This is a genomic window from uncultured Microbulbifer sp., assembly GCF_947498635.1.
Lineage (GTDB): Bacteria > Pseudomonadota > Gammaproteobacteria > Pseudomonadales > Cellvibrionaceae > Microbulbifer > Microbulbifer echini.
This window is the reverse complement of the sequence record NZ_CANMKV010000034.1, coordinates 15797-30213: the sequence shown is the minus strand read 5'-3', so window position 1 is coordinate 30213 and position 14417 is coordinate 15797. Positions and strand designations below refer to the sequence as shown.

The following is a 14417-nucleotide window of genomic DNA, read 5'->3' as shown; positions in this document are numbered from 1 at the left end:
CTATGTATCTAATATTTCACGGGCAGTTATCGGAGTTTGTCGGCTAGGTTAGTTACCGAGTGATCTGTTAGAACGTATAAGTACCGGTTACCCCGGCAATACGAGGCTCACCCTGTTGATAGTAAGGTTCAGGAGCATAGAAATTGGCTGGATTGTTGCCATATTCATTGCTGAAATAGAAACCTCTTGTGTAATAGTCCTCATTAGTCAGATTTCTACCCCACAGGGAGACTTCCCAGCTGTCAGCCCGGTAGGTGAGGCGGGCGTTGAGCAATTCGTAGGCAGTGGATTTTTCATTGTGGCTATTGGAGAAGAAAAACTCATCCTTGCCCTCCAATTCCAGGCGCAGTACCCAGTGAGCACTGAGATCAATCTCGGTGCCAGTGAAGAACTGATAGCTTGGTGCATGAGCAACATCACGCCCATCCAGATTTACCGGCAGCACTGTGCCGGTTTCTTCGTCCTTCTTCGTATCTACGTGGGTGCTACTAATAAAGTTTTCAAACTCGGCGTTCAGCCATCCTGCGGAGGCGAAAAGGCGTACAGTTTCCGTAGCCTGGAAATTTATTTCCGCCTCAAAGCCGAAAGTTTTACCGCCCGCTGCGTTGCCCAGATACTCTCTAAACTTTTTACTCTCTGGGTTGAAAAGTGACTGTTTGGCTTGAACATCGTTGCGATCCTGGTAGAAGGCTGCTAGCTGGGCCTGTAAACGGTTATCCAGCCAATTGCCTTTGGCTCCAAGTTCGTAGTTAAGCAAATGCTCTGTATCGAACTCGAACATCTCACGGTAAGCTTCTACATTATCCGCGAACTCTGCGATGATTGCCCCGTTTACCCCCCCTGTCTTGTAGCCTCGTGAAACGGTGGCGTATAGTAAAGTGTCTTCGGAATAATGATATTCCAGGGTTATATTTCCACCCCACAAGTCCTCACGGCTATCTGCCTTGGTCGTATAGGAATCAGAGTAATCTGCACTGCGCTTTTCCAGGCGGAGCCCGCTAATCAGGTTAAGGGTGTCGGTCAGTGTGGTGTTCAGCTGTCCGTAAACTGCGCTATTTTTGGTATCAAATTCACTGCTAAAAAAGCTGTATTCAGTGATTGTGCCTTCAGTTGCTCCTGAGGCCTGTAAGAGGTCTTCTTGTTCATGGCGATGATAAACCCCCAGTACCCAGCTAGTGCGTCCTGCAAAGAGTTTGGAGGCCTCGGTGGAGAGCAGGCGTAAATCCATGCTGGTATTGTCTTTGTCCCGCTGGTAATTATCGGTTTGACTGTAACCCCAGGGGTGAAAGCCGATATAACTCCAGTCCTCATCGTATCCGTACTCGGTATCGGAGTTGGCAAAGCTTAGGGTGGCTTCAAGAGTGAAATTTTCGTTACCCGACCACTGCCCAGTTAAAGCGCCTGCCCAGGTTTCCTGCTTGTCCCGACCGGGCTTGTCGGAGAGGGTTTCGCGGGTATTGTATAAAGAGAAGGCATCGTAGCCGTTATCGGCATCAAGGTAGAAGAGTGTCAGGCCGAGTTGTAAGTCATCACTGGGTGAGTAAGCCAGTTTGCCACGCAGCACGGACTCATCAATATTGTTAGTGTCATCGCGGCCCAGGTACTGGTTTTCCATATAGCCATCGGACTTTCGTTCGCTGGCGGCAATACGGAAGCCAAGCTGGTCAGTCAGGCTGCCGCTGCCAATGGCTGAGAGGCTGTGGCCACCATATTCACTCAGTTCGGCAGAGACCTTGCCTGTAGTTTCTGAAGTGGGTGCGGCGCTGCGCATATTGACCAGGCCGGCTAGGGCATTGGCACCATACAGGGTGCCCTGAGGGCCGCGGAGGATCTCTATCTGTTCGATATCCAGGGTGCTGGCAGCCAGGCCAAGACCAGTGAAGTCTATCCCATCAATGACCAAACCTACGGAAGGATTTACTGGGTCGATAAACTGGCTGCGCTCACCAATACCGCGAATCTGAATAAAGCGTCCCCGTGAAGCGCCAGTAGAGAAGTTGACATTTGGTGCCATGTTCAATAGCTGGTCCAGGTTGCCAGCTCCTCGCGCCTCAATACTGCTAGCGTCCATCACACTGACGCTGCCTGGCAGATCGAGCAGGTTGGTATCGCGCAGTTGAGCCGTCACTACCACCTCTTCAAGCCCCCTGTTCATGGGCTCTGCAGCTAAAGCCAACCCACTAGGCGAGCCCACAATAAGGCCGATGGATAAAGCAATCGGGTGGATTGTGAACAGTTTCTTCATGGTTCTCTCTCGGATCAACACTAATGAAAGAGACCCGGAGCGCGACGAGGGGAGGGCTTTGGCATGCCTACCTATTCCTACGCCGGTATTAACCGGATCAGGTTCAAGGGTTTGCTTCAAAAGATCTTCTTGATCTCGCAGCATCTCAGGCCTTGGCCACCCCTTAGGTTTTGCGGGCGCGATGATAGCAGATGTTTCGATCTTTATGGGGAAGGAGGCAGCTTTGTACCCCTCTAGGTCCTTGTTCATAGGCGTTTGAAGCGGCAGGGACCAGCAAGACTAGGCCGTGAATTGCTTTTTTCGGTGGCCCATTACTTGTTTGTGTCGGGAAAGTGGATGGATTAAAAGGGAGAGGTGAAAATGTTTTCTGACGAATTTAGTGTGAGGTACAAGTTTCTGCACAGGAGAATATTGAATATAATTGCATCCTGCAGTGTCTCGGCTGTGGCTGAATTTTTTGAGGTTGGATTAGAAGTGAAAAATTGTCCTGGTTGTAATGAAAAGCCAATATCCTTGGTCGGATGGTGTAGTGGTATTAACTCGATAAAATGTATCTGTAAAAGTTGTGGTACTGCTTTATCGGCAAATGTAACAACCTGGGTGGTGCTGCTTGCCATTGTTGTTGCGATGTATGCGGTTGCTTATACCTCAGTGGTTCACTTCGATGTGCAGTTTAAGCAAGACCGCTTGTTAATAATCGGTTTGACCTCCATCCCTGTTCTAGCTGGATCATTGCTGGGATATATGATTGGTGGTTACAAGATAAAAAAAGTCGCTAGAAAATAGAGGCAGAGCATAGGCTGGACTCGGGTTGGTATTCATTCGCTATACGTATGCAAACCTGTAAGCTGGGTGTCCCGAGTACGGTGTATGCCTTATTTTGCTCAAGCCGTATATTGGTGTATGCATATGGAATTGGTGATACAAGATAGATTGAAAGCACTGGAATCTGAGAAGGGCATAGAAATTTTGTATGCCTGTGAATCTGGCAGCCGGGCATGGGGCTTTGAGTCACCAGATAGTGACTGGGATGTGCGTTTTATTTACAAGCGAGATCTTAACCACTATCTGACTCTTGGAAACCCAAGAGATGTTGTGGAGGTGCCCTTTGATAAAGCGCTGGGTGATGAGCTTGATCTGGTTGGCTGGGATATCAGCAAGGCATTGGGTTTGTTGCGGGGAAGTAACCCGACATTGATTGAATGGTTGTTCTCTCCAAAAATTTATCTCTATCAGCAAGAGGTTTTGGATGAGCTTCGCAGCCTTGCCAAAAAATGCTGGCAACCAAGAGCCTTGGCGCACCATTATATAAGTATGGGGTTTAATCATCATTTAAGATTTGTGCAAGAAGATGATGAAGGTCTTAAAGAGATTCAAGTCAAAAAACTGCTTTATGTAATGCGTTCGATCTTAAACGCACTTTACATAAAAAGATTTATGACTATTCCCCCGGTCGATTTTTTGCAGATGTGCAAAGAGTTGCTGGCGAACGCACAAGAGGAATGGTTGCTGCAGTTGATATCCAGTTTGATTGAGAAGAAGAAAGGGTTGGATGAAGGTAATCTAATCATTCTGGACGCTCGCCTTGATCGCTGGATTCATGAAAATTTGGACCGTGGGGTGGCCAACTCCATTGAGGAGCGACCTAAGCTGGATATAGCGGATTTTGATAGGTTTTTTCACCAGGTGCTAGGCGTTTAATGTTGGGTGACGTATCTAACATTGAGTATTGATCCATAGTTTGTGCTCGGTGAAAGTGTCTAAAATATTGGATTTTTCGTCGAGCGCTCATTGCATATCTCTGTTCAGAGCTTAGCCTAGCCAGAGAAAAACCCTTACGAGGCATTTTTTAGCTCATATTATTCATAAGCTGTTCATGCTGCTTTCAATATTCTTTTGAGTGATGTTTGGGGCTAGGGTGCCCTATTAATCTTAATCACTTCATGGAAGGAAGCATCTGATGACTGAGGCAGAAAAAAAAGAGAGGGCAAGAGGGCGCTGGAGACGTCTGCGTTCCACATTGACAACCCTGGGGCTTTTGGGGCGTTCAAAGGGAGCCAAGATGGTGGCTGTTCCTTATTGGCCGGAAGTTCATCACCCCAACCATCAGGCCACTCATGGTCGCAATGGTAATGTTCGCTACCTAACCGATCGAGAGAGGCAGAAACACCTGGTAACTTTTACAGGAAGAGCGCTTGTTGTTCCTCGGAGTAAAAGATTTGAGTTGGGTATAGTGCAAAATACGGTAGGAAACATAATCTTTGTTGTCGATTCTCAGAGAAATTTCTATGTCGGAAGAAAAAATATCGGGCACTTTCATCATTCATCTTTTTTGGCTGGTGGCCCGGTATTGGGTGCGGGAACGATTGTTTTGGGTGCCGGATACCAAGTTCTCGAAGTAAATAACCATAGTGGCCACTACCAGCCAGGGCCGTTGGAAATGAAGCGGGTCGCTCTCGCTATAAGCTCCCTGGGTGGTGATTTAACACAAATACCGTTCCGTATATCTGGAACGGGAAACGATGTGGTTTATGGTAATGGAATAGCCCTTTTGGATGCGGCGATTTAAATAGTCGCGGGTGCTGGTTTGGGGGGGCATTTGGGGAAGAGAGTTTGGTGAAGGGGTTATGTTCTTTCGCGGTTACCCCTATTAGAACGGTATCTTCGTCAGAAAGGGGTAAAAATTGTTGGACATAGTGCGCCACTGCCCATGGTGGCTAGGGCGCACTTAGCTGAGAGCTTGTTTTAGAAACGTCTGCGGAACATCGGTAGGGGTTGATCCACTCCCGACTGGTAGCTGTCCCCAAAGTCGTGCAGGGATTCTTTTAGGCTGGTTAGCGACTGATCACCTTCAAATGCGTAAGCGTTAAAACCGCAGCGCTGCAGATAGGTGAGCTGGTCACGCATAAAGCCACCCACCGCTCGCAATTCACCCTTGAAGCCGAAACGTTCGCGTAGCATACGGCCGGCGGTAAAGCCGCGGCCATCGGCAAAAGCGGGGAAGTTAATCGCGATCAATGGCAAATTTGCCGCTTCTCTGCCGATTAATTCCGCACCCTCGTCGCTATCGAGCCATACACCCACTTCTGCACTGCGTTCGGCCAGGGCCTCTCGATGGGCTTGCCACTGGCGCAGGGGCAAAATAATCTTGCCGGAGGGCAGGGCGTTTGCCTCAATATTTTCCCCCTCCTCCTGCTGCGGTAGAAGCTGCCACTCATTGGGGCACACTTCACTATTCAGAATCAGCTCGCGGGGGTTGCCCGGCTGTGGGCCCAGTTTAACTGGCTTTGGCATAGACTCTCTCCTTGAAGGGTTGCAGGCCGATGCGATTGTAGGTGTCGATAAAGGGCTCTTCGGCCCGGCGCTGTTCAACGTAAAGATCGAGGATCTTGCTAATTACGTCTGGCACCTCAGCCCGAGAGAAGCTGGGGCCGAGCACCTTGGCCAGACTGGCCTCGTTGGAGGCGCTGCCGCCGAGCTGAATCTGGTAGAACTCCTCCCCCTTTTTGTCTACGCCGAGAATGCCGATATGGCCCACGTGATGGTGGCCGCAGGCGTTCATACAGCCGGAGATATTCAGGTTCAGGTCACCCAGGTCGTAGAGATAATCCACATCGTCAAAACGGCGCTGGATGGCCTCGGCCACAGGGATAGACTTGGCATTGGCGAGGGAGCAGTAGTCGCCACCGGGACAGCAGATCATGTCGGTGAGGGTGCCGATATTCGGTGTGGCAAAGCCGTGTTTGCGCGCCTGTTGCCACAACTCGTACAGCTGCCCTTGTTCCACATCGGCCAGCACCACATTTTGGTCGTGTGTTGCGCGGGCTTCGCCGAAACTAAAGGTGTCAGCGAGGTCGGCGATGGCCTCCAGCTGGCGGTCGGTAACATCGCCGGGGGGAACACCTGTGGGCTTGGTGGAGAGCTTGATGGCCCGGTAACCTGGTACCCGGTGGGGGTAGGTGTTGCGCTCTAGCCAGCGGGCAAAGGCTTTGTCGCTGTCCGCCTGCTGTTGCAGGGCGGCCGTGCTTGCGGCGTCATCGAAGGTTTTGTAGTCGGGCGCGGTAAAGAAGGACTTAGCCCACTGTAGGGCCTCTGGAGTCAGTTTTTCCACCCCATCCTTTATTTGTTGCCACTCCTCTTCTACGCGGCGACCGAATTCCTCGGGGCCTAGGGCTTTTACCAGAATCTTAATGCGCGCCTTGTATTTGTTGTCCCGGCGGCCCAGCTGGTTGTACACGCGCACAATCGCTTCCAGGTAAGAGAGCAGGTCTTCTTCCGGCAGGAAGTCGCGGATTGTTTCGGCGATAACGGGAGTGCGGCCCTGACCGCCGCCAACGAGCACCTGGAATCCGATGGCCTCACCCCGCTTGATGATTTGTACGCCAATATCGTGTACACGAATCGCGGCGCGATCCTGCTCAGAACCGCTGACCGCGATTTTGAATTTGCGCGGCAGGAAGGCGAATTCGGGGTGAAAGGTGGACCACTGGCGAATCAATTCGCAGTAGGGGCGCGGATCGGCGATCTCATCGAGGGCAATGCCCGCGTAGGGGTCTGATGTCGTATTGCGGATACAGTTGCCACTGGTTTGTACCGCATGCATTTCCACTTCGGCCAGCTCGGCCAGAATAGCGGGCACGTCTTCCAGCTGGGGCCAGTTGTACTGTAGGTTTTGGCGCGTGGTGAAGTGTGCGTAGCCTTTGTCATAGTCGCGGCTTACACGGGCGAGACGGCGCAACTGGTCGCTGTTGAGCAGGCCGTAAGGCACGGCGATGCGCAACATGGGGGCCAGTCGCTGAATATAGAGGCCATTTTGCAGGCGCAGTGGCAGGAATTGTTCCTCACTTAACTCGCCGGCGAGGTAACGTTCCGTCTGGCCGCGGAACTGGGCGACGCGATCGTTGATGATGGCGCGATCCCGGTCGTCGTATCGATACATAACAGCTTGATTCCATTGCCTTTGTGCGCGGATGGTGGAGAGAGGGGCAGGCCCCGGACAGTTCTCCGCTGGCGCCTAACATACCAGTCAGCTTATGCGATAAATAACAATATTTTCCGCTATGTCTGTAACCAACAGTTATAAGCGAAGGAGAATGCCTGTAGCGGTTGCCTTGCGCCGCTTTCAGGGATTTGCTCTACTGGTGGAACCGTTGCAAACGGCTCACTACTTTGAATAACAATAATGCGTAATCGGAGAGATTCGATGAATGAAGAAGTAGTTGTTACCCCGGAAGAAGACAATTTCGTAGATGCCATTGCCGCTGTGGCTCTTGTTGCTACCTTTGTCGCCACCTGTGTTTTCTGGGTTGCCACCCGCTAAGCACCCAGGCCCGGAGCTGAGTAGTACCGGGCAAATCCCTTATGGATTCAATCGTGAGGCCTTGTGCGTAGCCTTGCTGTAGTGCTGTACACGCACTAATGGCGGGGGATGCGAGACGGCGGGCCAGATTCCACTCAGGTTGAGGTTTACAGGCATCCGCCCATTCAACCCATATTGCCGAGTACCGTCTTTACAATCAGGATCAGTGTTAAGACAAACAAAATGGTGAAGATAATTCCGGCGACTACAAAGTGGGCCATACTGCCACTTTGAAAATCTTTCTCACGATTTTTGTTGCTCTGCACACCGATTGCCGCAGCCAAGGTACTGAGTATTACCTGGAAAAAACCGGGCTTATCCGCTTGTTTCTTATTATTTTCTTGCATGGACTCAATCCTCAAGATTGGGGCGCAGCCAGCGCTCCAGTTCCAGTTCACTCATACCTTTACGACCGGCCAGGCTTTGCAATTGGTCCCGGCCGATCTTACCTACATTGAAGTACTTGGCCTGCGGATGGGCGAAATACCAGCCGCTTACCGCGGCTGCAGGCATCATAGCGAAATGCTCGGTCAGGCTGACCCCAGCATTTTGCTCTGCTTGCAATAGTTTGAAGAGGGTAGCCTTTTCCGAGTGATCCGGACAGGCGGGGTAGCCGGGCGCCGGGCGGATACCTTGGTAAGCCTCTTTAATTAGTTGCTCATTGCTGAGCACCTCATCCTCTGCATAGCCCCAGTACTCCTTGCGGACTAAACGGTGCAGCGTTTCGGCGAAAGACTCGGCGAGGCGGTCTGCCAGGGCTTTGACCATAATCGCGTTGTAGTCATCGTGTCGGGCTTCGTAGCTTTGTGCCAGCTCGTCGGCGCCAATACCGGTGGTAACAGCAAAGCCGCCAACATAATCGATGTACCCGGCATCCAGAGGTGCGACATAGTCTGCCAGAGAACGGCACAGGCCATCGCCGCCACGCTTTTGTACTTGTTGCCGCATATGGTGGAGGCGCGCCAGCTCGTCACTGCGCTCTTCATCTCGATAGACGATGATATCGTCGCCGACACTGTTCGCCGGCCAGAGGCCGAATACGGCGCGGGCGCGCAGCTGCTTCTTGGCAATCATTTCTTTCAGCAGGCGCTGGGCATTACGGTAGAGATCCGTAGCGGCTTCGCCGACTACTTTGTCTTTAAGGATCGCCGGGTACTTGCCCGCCAGATCCCAGGAAATAAAGAAAGGTGTCCAGTCGAGGGTGTCGAGCAGCTTTTCCAGGGGGAAGTCATCGATGACCGTTATTCCCAGCTTGTTGGGTCTAGCGGGACGGTAAGTCTGCCAGTCGAATGCCGGTGCGGTATCGCGGGCCTCCGCGTAGGTAAGGCGGGTATCGTTACGCTTGCGGTTGGCGGTGCGGGTGCGCACCTTTTCGTATTCGGCGCAGATTTTTTCCACAAAAGCGGGGCGAAGCTCCTCGGAGATCAGATTGCTGGCGACGCCTACAGCGCGGGAGGCGTCGGCCACATAAACCACTTGATTGCGGTTGAATTGGGGATCAATTTTGACTGCGGTGTGCGCTTTAGAGGTGGTGGCGCCGCCAATCAATAGGGGAATATCGAACTCCTGGCGTTCCATTTCTGCAGCGACATGGACCATCTCATCGAGGGAGGGCGTGATCAAACCGGACAGGCCGATAATATCGCAGTCCTTTTCCCGTGCGGTTTGCAGGATGGTCTCGGCGGGCACCATTACCCCCAAGTCAATGACCTCGTAATTATTACAGGCTAGTACCACCCCCACGATATTCTTGCCGATATCGTGTACGTCCCCTTTCACCGTAGCCATAAGAATGCGCCCATTGGGCCGGCTGTCTTCGTTTTTTTCCGCTTCGATATAAGGCTGCAGGTAGGCGACCGCTTGTTTCATGACACGGGCAGATTTCACCACCTGTGGCAGGAACATCTTACCTTCGCCAAACAGGTCGCCGACGATGTTCATTCCGTCCATCAACGGACCTTCGATCACATCCAGGGGGCGGGAGGATTGTGCGCGGGCTTCTTCGGTATCTTCCACGATATAGTTGTTGATCCCTTTTACCAGGGAGTGCGCCAAACGTTCTTTGACCGGCAGCTCGCGCCAACTCAGGTCTTCTTTGCGTGCGGTGCCGCCGCCTTCGCCCATATATTTGGGGGCGATATCCAGCAGGGCCTCGGTGGACTCGTCGTTGCGGTTGAGGATCACATCCTCCACTTTTTCCCGCAGCTCTTGTGGTAGCTCGTCGTAAACCGCCAACTGGCCGGCATTGACGATGCCCATATTCAGACCCGCCTTGATGGCGTGGAACAGGAAGACCGAATGAATGGCCTCGCGCACTGGGTTGTTGCCGCGGAAAGAAAAGGACACATTGGAGACGCCGCCACTAATCTGAGCACTCGGTAAATTCTTTCGAATCCAGCGGCAGGCCTGGATAAAGTCCACGGCGTAATTGTTGTGCTCTTCAATACCGGTCGCGACGGCAAATATATTGGGGTCGAAAATAATATCGGATGGGTTGAAGCCGACTTCATGAACGAGCACATCGTAGCTGCGTTTACAGATTTCGATCTTGCGTTCGAAGGTGTCCGCCTGGCCCTGTTCGTCAAAGGCCATTACCACCACGGCGGCACCGTAGCGCAGGCACAATTGCGCCTTTTCGATAAACTCCTCCTTGCCCTCTTTCAGGCTGATAGAGTTCACGATGGGTTTGCCCTGGATACATTGCAGGCCCGCCTCGATGACCTCCCACTTGGAGGAGTCCACCATAAACGGCACCTTGGCGATATCTGGTTCGGTGGCAGCGAGGTTGAGGAAGCGGCGCATGGCGGCGTGTGCATCGAGCATCGCCTCATCCATATTGAAGTCGATGACCTGGGCGCCGTCCTCCACCTGGGCGGCGGCGACCTGAAGGGCTGTATCGTAATCCTCTTCCAGAATCAGGCGCTTGAAGCGGGCGGAGCCAGTGACGTTGCAACGTTCGCCCACATTGACGAACAGGGCGGTCTCATCGGCGACAAAGGGCTCCAATCCTGACAGACGCAGGGCGGGTTTGATTTGCGGCACTTGGCGCGGCGCGATATCGGCCACTGCTTCGGCAATTGCGCGGATATGTTCCGGTGTGGTGCCGCAGCAGCCGCCGAGAATATTGAGAAAACCGCTGCGGGCGAATTCGGCCACGATCGCTGCGGTCTGCTCCGGGGTTTCATCATACTCACCAAATTCGTTGGGGAGCCCGGCATTGGGATGCGCGGAGACATAAGTGCTACAAGCGCCGGACAGGGCTTCTACATAGGGGCGCAATTCGGTGGCACCGAGCGCGCAGTTGAGGCCCACAGAAATCGGCTTGGCATGGGCAATGGAATAGTAAAACGCTTCGGTGGTCTGGCCGGAGAGGGTGCGACCCGAGGCATCGGTAATGGTGCCGGAGATCATGATAGGCAATTCGAATCCCAGTTCCTCAAACAGCTGCTGCATGGCGTAAATAGCCGCCTTGGCATTGAGCGTATCGAAGATGGTTTCGATCAGGATCAGGTCGCTGCCGCCCTCGACCAGAGCGCGGCCGGCTTCCACATAGTTGTGTACCAGCTCATTGAAGGTGACATTGCGCGCGCCGGGGTCGTTGACATCGGGGGATATACTTGCGGTGCGTGAGGTGGGACCAATCACCCCGGCTACCCAACGGGGTTTCTCCGCCGTTGAGAGGGCATCCGCCGCACGGCGGGCTATTTGCGCCGAGGAGCGGTTCAGCTCTACCACCAGATGTTCCATATCGTAGTCAGACTGGGACAGCTCGGTCGCGTTAAATGTATTGGTCTCGATAATGTCGGCACCGGCCTCCAGGTACTCCCGGTGGATCTGTTCGATCAACTGCGGCCGGGTAAGACTTAGCAGGTCGTTATTACCTTTGAGGTCCTGGTGGAAGTCGGCAAAACGGGCGCCGCGGTAATCCTCTTCCTGCAGTTTTTCCCTCTGGATCATCGTTCCCATGGCGCCGTCCAGAATCAGGATGCGTTGAGCGAGTGCGGCTTTGAGTTGCTCTAGGCGTTGATTGCGGGACTGCGGGGACATTGACCAATCCTTATTTGTCGATGGCGGGAAAGGCGTCAATCTTAGCACAGGGATACTTGTCAACAGGGGCTAAATTGGTTGATAAAAATTAACACGACACAATAACCGGTATTTTTTTGCTAAGGGCGTGCAATTTATATCTATAGTTTGGCCTTCATTGGACATAAAAGCTCGGTAACGGTGTTTGGCCTGATACAGGAAGCGTGGTCTGTACCAGGGGCAGGAAGGCTTGTTAAGACCCATTAAAGGAGAGGGAGCATGCAATCAAAAGATAAGAATCGCCGTGTGATATTGGCATCCAGGCCAGAGGGCGCACCGGGGGCGGACAACTTCAGCATTGAAGAGCTGGGGGTGCCTGAGCCGGAACAGGGCGAGCTTTTACTGCGCACCGTCTACCTATCCCTGGACCCCTACATGCGCGGACGTATGAGCGATGCCAAATCCTATGCGGAGCCTGTGCCCCTGGGGAGCGTGATGGTAGGCGGTACTGTAAGTCGGGTGGTTAAGTCACACCTCGACGGGTTTGAGGCCGGGGATTGGGTGTTGGGTTACTGCGGCTGGCAAGACTACGCAGTTTCCGATGGTGAGGGTCTGGTCAATCTGGGGAAAAGCCCCAGTCAACCCTCCTATGCTCTGGGGGTTATGGGTATGCCGGGTATTACGGCCTACTATGGCCTGTTGGAGATCGGTGAGCCACAACCGGGGGATACCCTGGTTGTGGCTGCGGCCACGGGGCCGGTGGGCTCCACTGTCGGACAGATTGGAAAAATCCAGGATTGCCGGGTAGTTGGCATCGCCGGCAGTGCGGAGAAGTGTCGCCATGCCGTGGAGGAGCTGGGCTTTGATATTTGCCTTAATCACCGGGCGGAAGAATTTCCCGAGCAATTGGTGGAAGCCTGCCCGAATGGCGTGGATATCTATTTCGAGAGCGTTGGCGGCGACGTATTCGATGCGGTCTTGCCCCTACTCAACGATTTCGCCCGCATTCCTGTGTGCGGGCTTATAGCTCACTACAATGCAACTTCGCTACCCGAGGGCCCGGATCGCCTGAGTTTACTGATGCGTGAAATACTGGCCAAGCGGCTGAAAGTTCAGGGGTTCATTATCTACGATCAATACGACCGCTTTGCTGAATTTGTTACCGGCTTGAGCCAGTGGGTTCGAGAGGGGAGGATCAAGTACCGTGAGGATTTGATCGAGGGCCTGGAGCGGGCGCCCCAGGCCCTGATGGGGCTTCTGCAGGGGGAGAATTTTGGCAAGGTTGTGGTGCGCGTAGGCACCGACGATTGAATTCTGACTTTTTATATTCCATTGCGCACCAAGGAGGTTGCCGATGAAAATTTTGATGGTACTGACTTCGCACGATGAGCTGGGTAATACTGGGAAGAAAACCGGCTTTTGGCTGGAGGAGTTTGCCGCGCCTTACTACATCTTTAAGGATGCCGGCGCAGAAGTGACCCTTGCGTCTCCTCAAGGGGGGCAGCCGCCTCTGGACCCCAAAAGCGATGAGCCCGACGCCCAAACTGACGCCACCCGCCGTTTCTATCAGGACTCTGAAACTCAGCAGTTACTCGCCAATACCAGTGTGCTGGCGCAAATGAAGGAATCGGATTTCGATGCGGTTTTCTACCCTGGGGGGCATGGTCCTCTGTGGGATCTTGCGGAGGACCCGAAGTCCATTTCCTTGATTGAGGCGTTTTACGCGGCGGATAAACCGGTCAGCGCGGTATGCCATGCCCCGGGTGTCTTTCGCCACACTAAGCGCACGGATGGTAAGCCGCTGGTATCCGGCAAGAATGTCACGGGCTTTACCAACACCGAGGAAGAGGCGGTGGGACTCGTGGATGTAGTACCTTTCCTGGTTGAGGATATGCTCAAAGATCGGGGCGGGCACTATTCCAAAGAGGCGGATTGGGCGCCCTATGTGGTGGTGGATGGCAAGCTGGTCACGGGTCAGAACCCCGCCTCATCGGAGGATGTCGCTAAAACCCTGATGGGAATGATCCCGGTTTGACCCATCTGGGGCGCGGATTATCGGGGTGGTATCCGCCCTCGATAAGACACCGGTTTCACTCGGGCGCTTCTGAGAGTAAAATACCCGACAAAGAAGCTCGGTTATTTGAGAAGGCTTATGTCAGAATTGAATGTCACCATTACCGAATCCGCGCAGGAATACCTGAAAGAGCTGTTGGCCAAGCAGGACTGCGAGGGGATTGCGATTCGTATGTTTGTCTCCAACCCAGGTACCCCCAGTGCCGAAACCTGCATTGCCTACTGCCGCCCCGGGGAGGAGGACGCTGAGGATGTGGTTATCGAGATGAATGGCCTCAAGGCCTATTTCGAAGGCCGCAGTGTGCCCTACCTGGATGATGCCCGTGTCGACTACTCTACGGACAAAATGGGGGGGCAGCTTACCATTCGCGCGCCTAACTCACGGATGCCGAAGATTACCGATGACAGCCCCATCGAAGACCGCATCAACTATGTCCTCTTCAACGAGGTGAACCCCAGCCTGGCCTCGCATGGTGGTCAGGTAAGCCTGGTGGAGGTGACCGAGGACAAGTTCGCTGTACTGAAATTCGGTGGTGGTTGTCAGGGCTGTGGAATGGTGGATATGACCCTGAAAGAGGGGGTAGAGAAAACGTTGAAAGAGAAAATCCCGGAACTTGCCGGGGTGAAAGACATTACCGACCACACGGATAAGTCCAAGGCTTATTACTGATATCGAGTTCTCTCATTCCCAGGAATGGAAAAAAGGCGGGGATT

Annotated in this window: 11 protein-coding genes and 1 riboswitch; of the genes, 6 read left to right on the top strand and 5 right to left on the bottom strand. The window is 53.2% G+C overall.

What is annotated here, in order from left to right; all coding sequences use genetic code 11:
• Positions 1-67: 67 nt before the first annotated feature.
• Positions 68-2245 carry a TonB-dependent receptor gene (locus tag Q1A69_RS15690; protein WP_299587354.1) on the bottom strand — a complete coding sequence of 726 codons (2178 nt, stop codon included), beginning with the start codon at positions 2243-2245 and terminating at the stop codon, positions 68-70.
• Positions 2246-2302: 57 nt separating this feature from the next.
• A riboswitch (TPP riboswitch) is annotated at positions 2303-2419 on the bottom strand.
• 237 nt (positions 2420-2656) lie between these two features.
• On the opposite strand from Q1A69_RS15690, the gene Q1A69_RS15685 reads away from it, so the two are divergent.
• From Q1A69_RS15685 to Q1A69_RS15675, 3 genes are all read left to right on the top strand, one after another.
• Complete coding sequence (locus Q1A69_RS15685) at positions 2657-3031, top strand: hypothetical protein (RefSeq protein ID WP_299587351.1); 375 nt, start codon at positions 2657-2659, stop codon at positions 3029-3031.
• A 123-nt stretch (positions 3032-3154) separates the two neighbouring features.
• Positions 3155-3946: a nucleotidyltransferase domain-containing protein gene (locus tag Q1A69_RS15680; protein WP_299587348.1), complete on the top strand. Its 792-nt coding sequence runs from the start codon at positions 3155-3157 to the stop codon at positions 3944-3946.
• Positions 3947-4205: 259 nt separating this feature from the next.
• On the top strand, positions 4206-4814 hold the full coding sequence (locus Q1A69_RS15675) for a hypothetical protein (protein ID WP_299587344.1): 609 nt from the start codon (positions 4206-4208) through the stop codon (positions 4812-4814).
• A gap of 176 nt (positions 4815-4990) precedes the next feature.
• Here Q1A69_RS15675 and Q1A69_RS15670 read toward each other — a convergent pair whose 3' ends face one another.
• The 4 genes from Q1A69_RS15670 to metH all read right to left on the bottom strand — a co-directional run bounded on the left by Q1A69_RS15670 (position 4991) and on the right by metH (position 11651).
• A complete protein-coding gene (locus Q1A69_RS15670) occupies positions 4991-5539 on the bottom strand; it encodes a DUF934 domain-containing protein (protein WP_299587342.1) in 549 nt (182 codons plus the stop codon).
• The gene (locus Q1A69_RS15665; RefSeq protein ID WP_299587339.1) at positions 5523-7184 is read right to left on the bottom strand and encodes a nitrite/sulfite reductase; all 1662 of its coding nucleotides are present in this window, start codon (positions 7182-7184) and stop codon (positions 5523-5525) included. Before Q1A69_RS15665 ends, Q1A69_RS15670 begins: the two co-directional genes overlap by 17 nt.
• Positions 7185-7729: 545 nt before the next feature.
• Positions 7730-7951, bottom strand: coding sequence for a DUF2970 domain-containing protein (locus Q1A69_RS15660; RefSeq protein ID WP_299587337.1), 222 nt, complete (start codon positions 7949-7951; stop codon positions 7730-7732).
• Between the two features lie 4 nt (positions 7952-7955).
• Positions 7956-11651 carry a methionine synthase gene (gene metH, locus Q1A69_RS15655; RefSeq protein ID WP_299587335.1) on the bottom strand — a complete coding sequence of 1232 codons (3696 nt, stop codon included), beginning with the start codon at positions 11649-11651 and terminating at the stop codon, positions 7956-7958.
• A gap of 258 nt (positions 11652-11909) precedes the next feature.
• Here metH and Q1A69_RS15650 point away from each other — a divergent pair, with 258 nt between their 5' ends.
• The 3 genes from Q1A69_RS15650 (at position 11910) to nfuA (ending at position 14373) form a co-directional block, all read left to right on the top strand.
• A complete protein-coding gene (locus tag Q1A69_RS15650) occupies positions 11910-12941 on the top strand; it encodes an NADP-dependent oxidoreductase (protein WP_299587333.1) in 1032 nt (343 codons plus the stop codon).
• A 43-nt stretch (positions 12942-12984) separates the two neighbouring features.
• Positions 12985-13665: a type 1 glutamine amidotransferase domain-containing protein gene (locus tag Q1A69_RS15645; protein WP_299587330.1), complete on the top strand. Its 681-nt coding sequence runs from the start codon at positions 12985-12987 to the stop codon at positions 13663-13665.
• 117 nt (positions 13666-13782) lie between these two features.
• Positions 13783-14373: a Fe-S biogenesis protein NfuA gene (gene nfuA / locus Q1A69_RS15640; protein WP_299587328.1), complete on the top strand. Its 591-nt coding sequence runs from the start codon at positions 13783-13785 to the stop codon at positions 14371-14373.
• The last annotated feature ends 44 nt before the right edge of the window (positions 14374-14417 follow it).

What these genes read in the sequence shown, in the direction of transcription:
- Q1A69_RS15645 (WP_299587330.1), top strand. Translation starts at nt 12,985, where the DNA reads ATGAAAATTTTGATGGTACTGACTTCGCACGATGAGCTGGGTAATACT.
- Q1A69_RS15690 (WP_299587354.1), bottom strand. Translation starts at nt 2,245, where the DNA reads ATGAAGAAACTGTTCACAATCCACCCGATTGCTTTATCCATCGGCCTT.
- nfuA (WP_299587328.1), top strand. Translation starts at nt 13,783, where the DNA reads ATGTCAGAATTGAATGTCACCATTACCGAATCCGCGCAGGAATACCTG.
- Q1A69_RS15680 (WP_299587348.1), top strand. Translation starts at nt 3,155, where the DNA reads ATGGAATTGGTGATACAAGATAGATTGAAAGCACTGGAATCTGAGAAG.
- Q1A69_RS15675 (WP_299587344.1), top strand. Translation starts at nt 4,206, where the DNA reads ATGACTGAGGCAGAAAAAAAAGAGAGGGCAAGAGGGCGCTGGAGACGT.
- Q1A69_RS15665 (WP_299587339.1), bottom strand. Translation starts at nt 7,184, where the DNA reads ATGTATCGATACGACGACCGGGATCGCGCCATCATCAACGATCGCGTC.
- metH (WP_299587335.1), bottom strand. Translation starts at nt 11,651, where the DNA reads ATGTCCCCGCAGTCCCGCAATCAACGCCTAGAGCAACTCAAAGCCGCA.
- Q1A69_RS15650 (WP_299587333.1), top strand. Translation starts at nt 11,910, where the DNA reads ATGCAATCAAAAGATAAGAATCGCCGTGTGATATTGGCATCCAGGCCA.
- Q1A69_RS15670 (WP_299587342.1), bottom strand. Translation starts at nt 5,539, where the DNA reads ATGCCAAAGCCAGTTAAACTGGGCCCACAGCCGGGCAACCCCCGCGAG.
- Q1A69_RS15660 (WP_299587337.1), bottom strand. Translation starts at nt 7,951, where the DNA reads ATGCAAGAAAATAATAAGAAACAAGCGGATAAGCCCGGTTTTTTCCAG.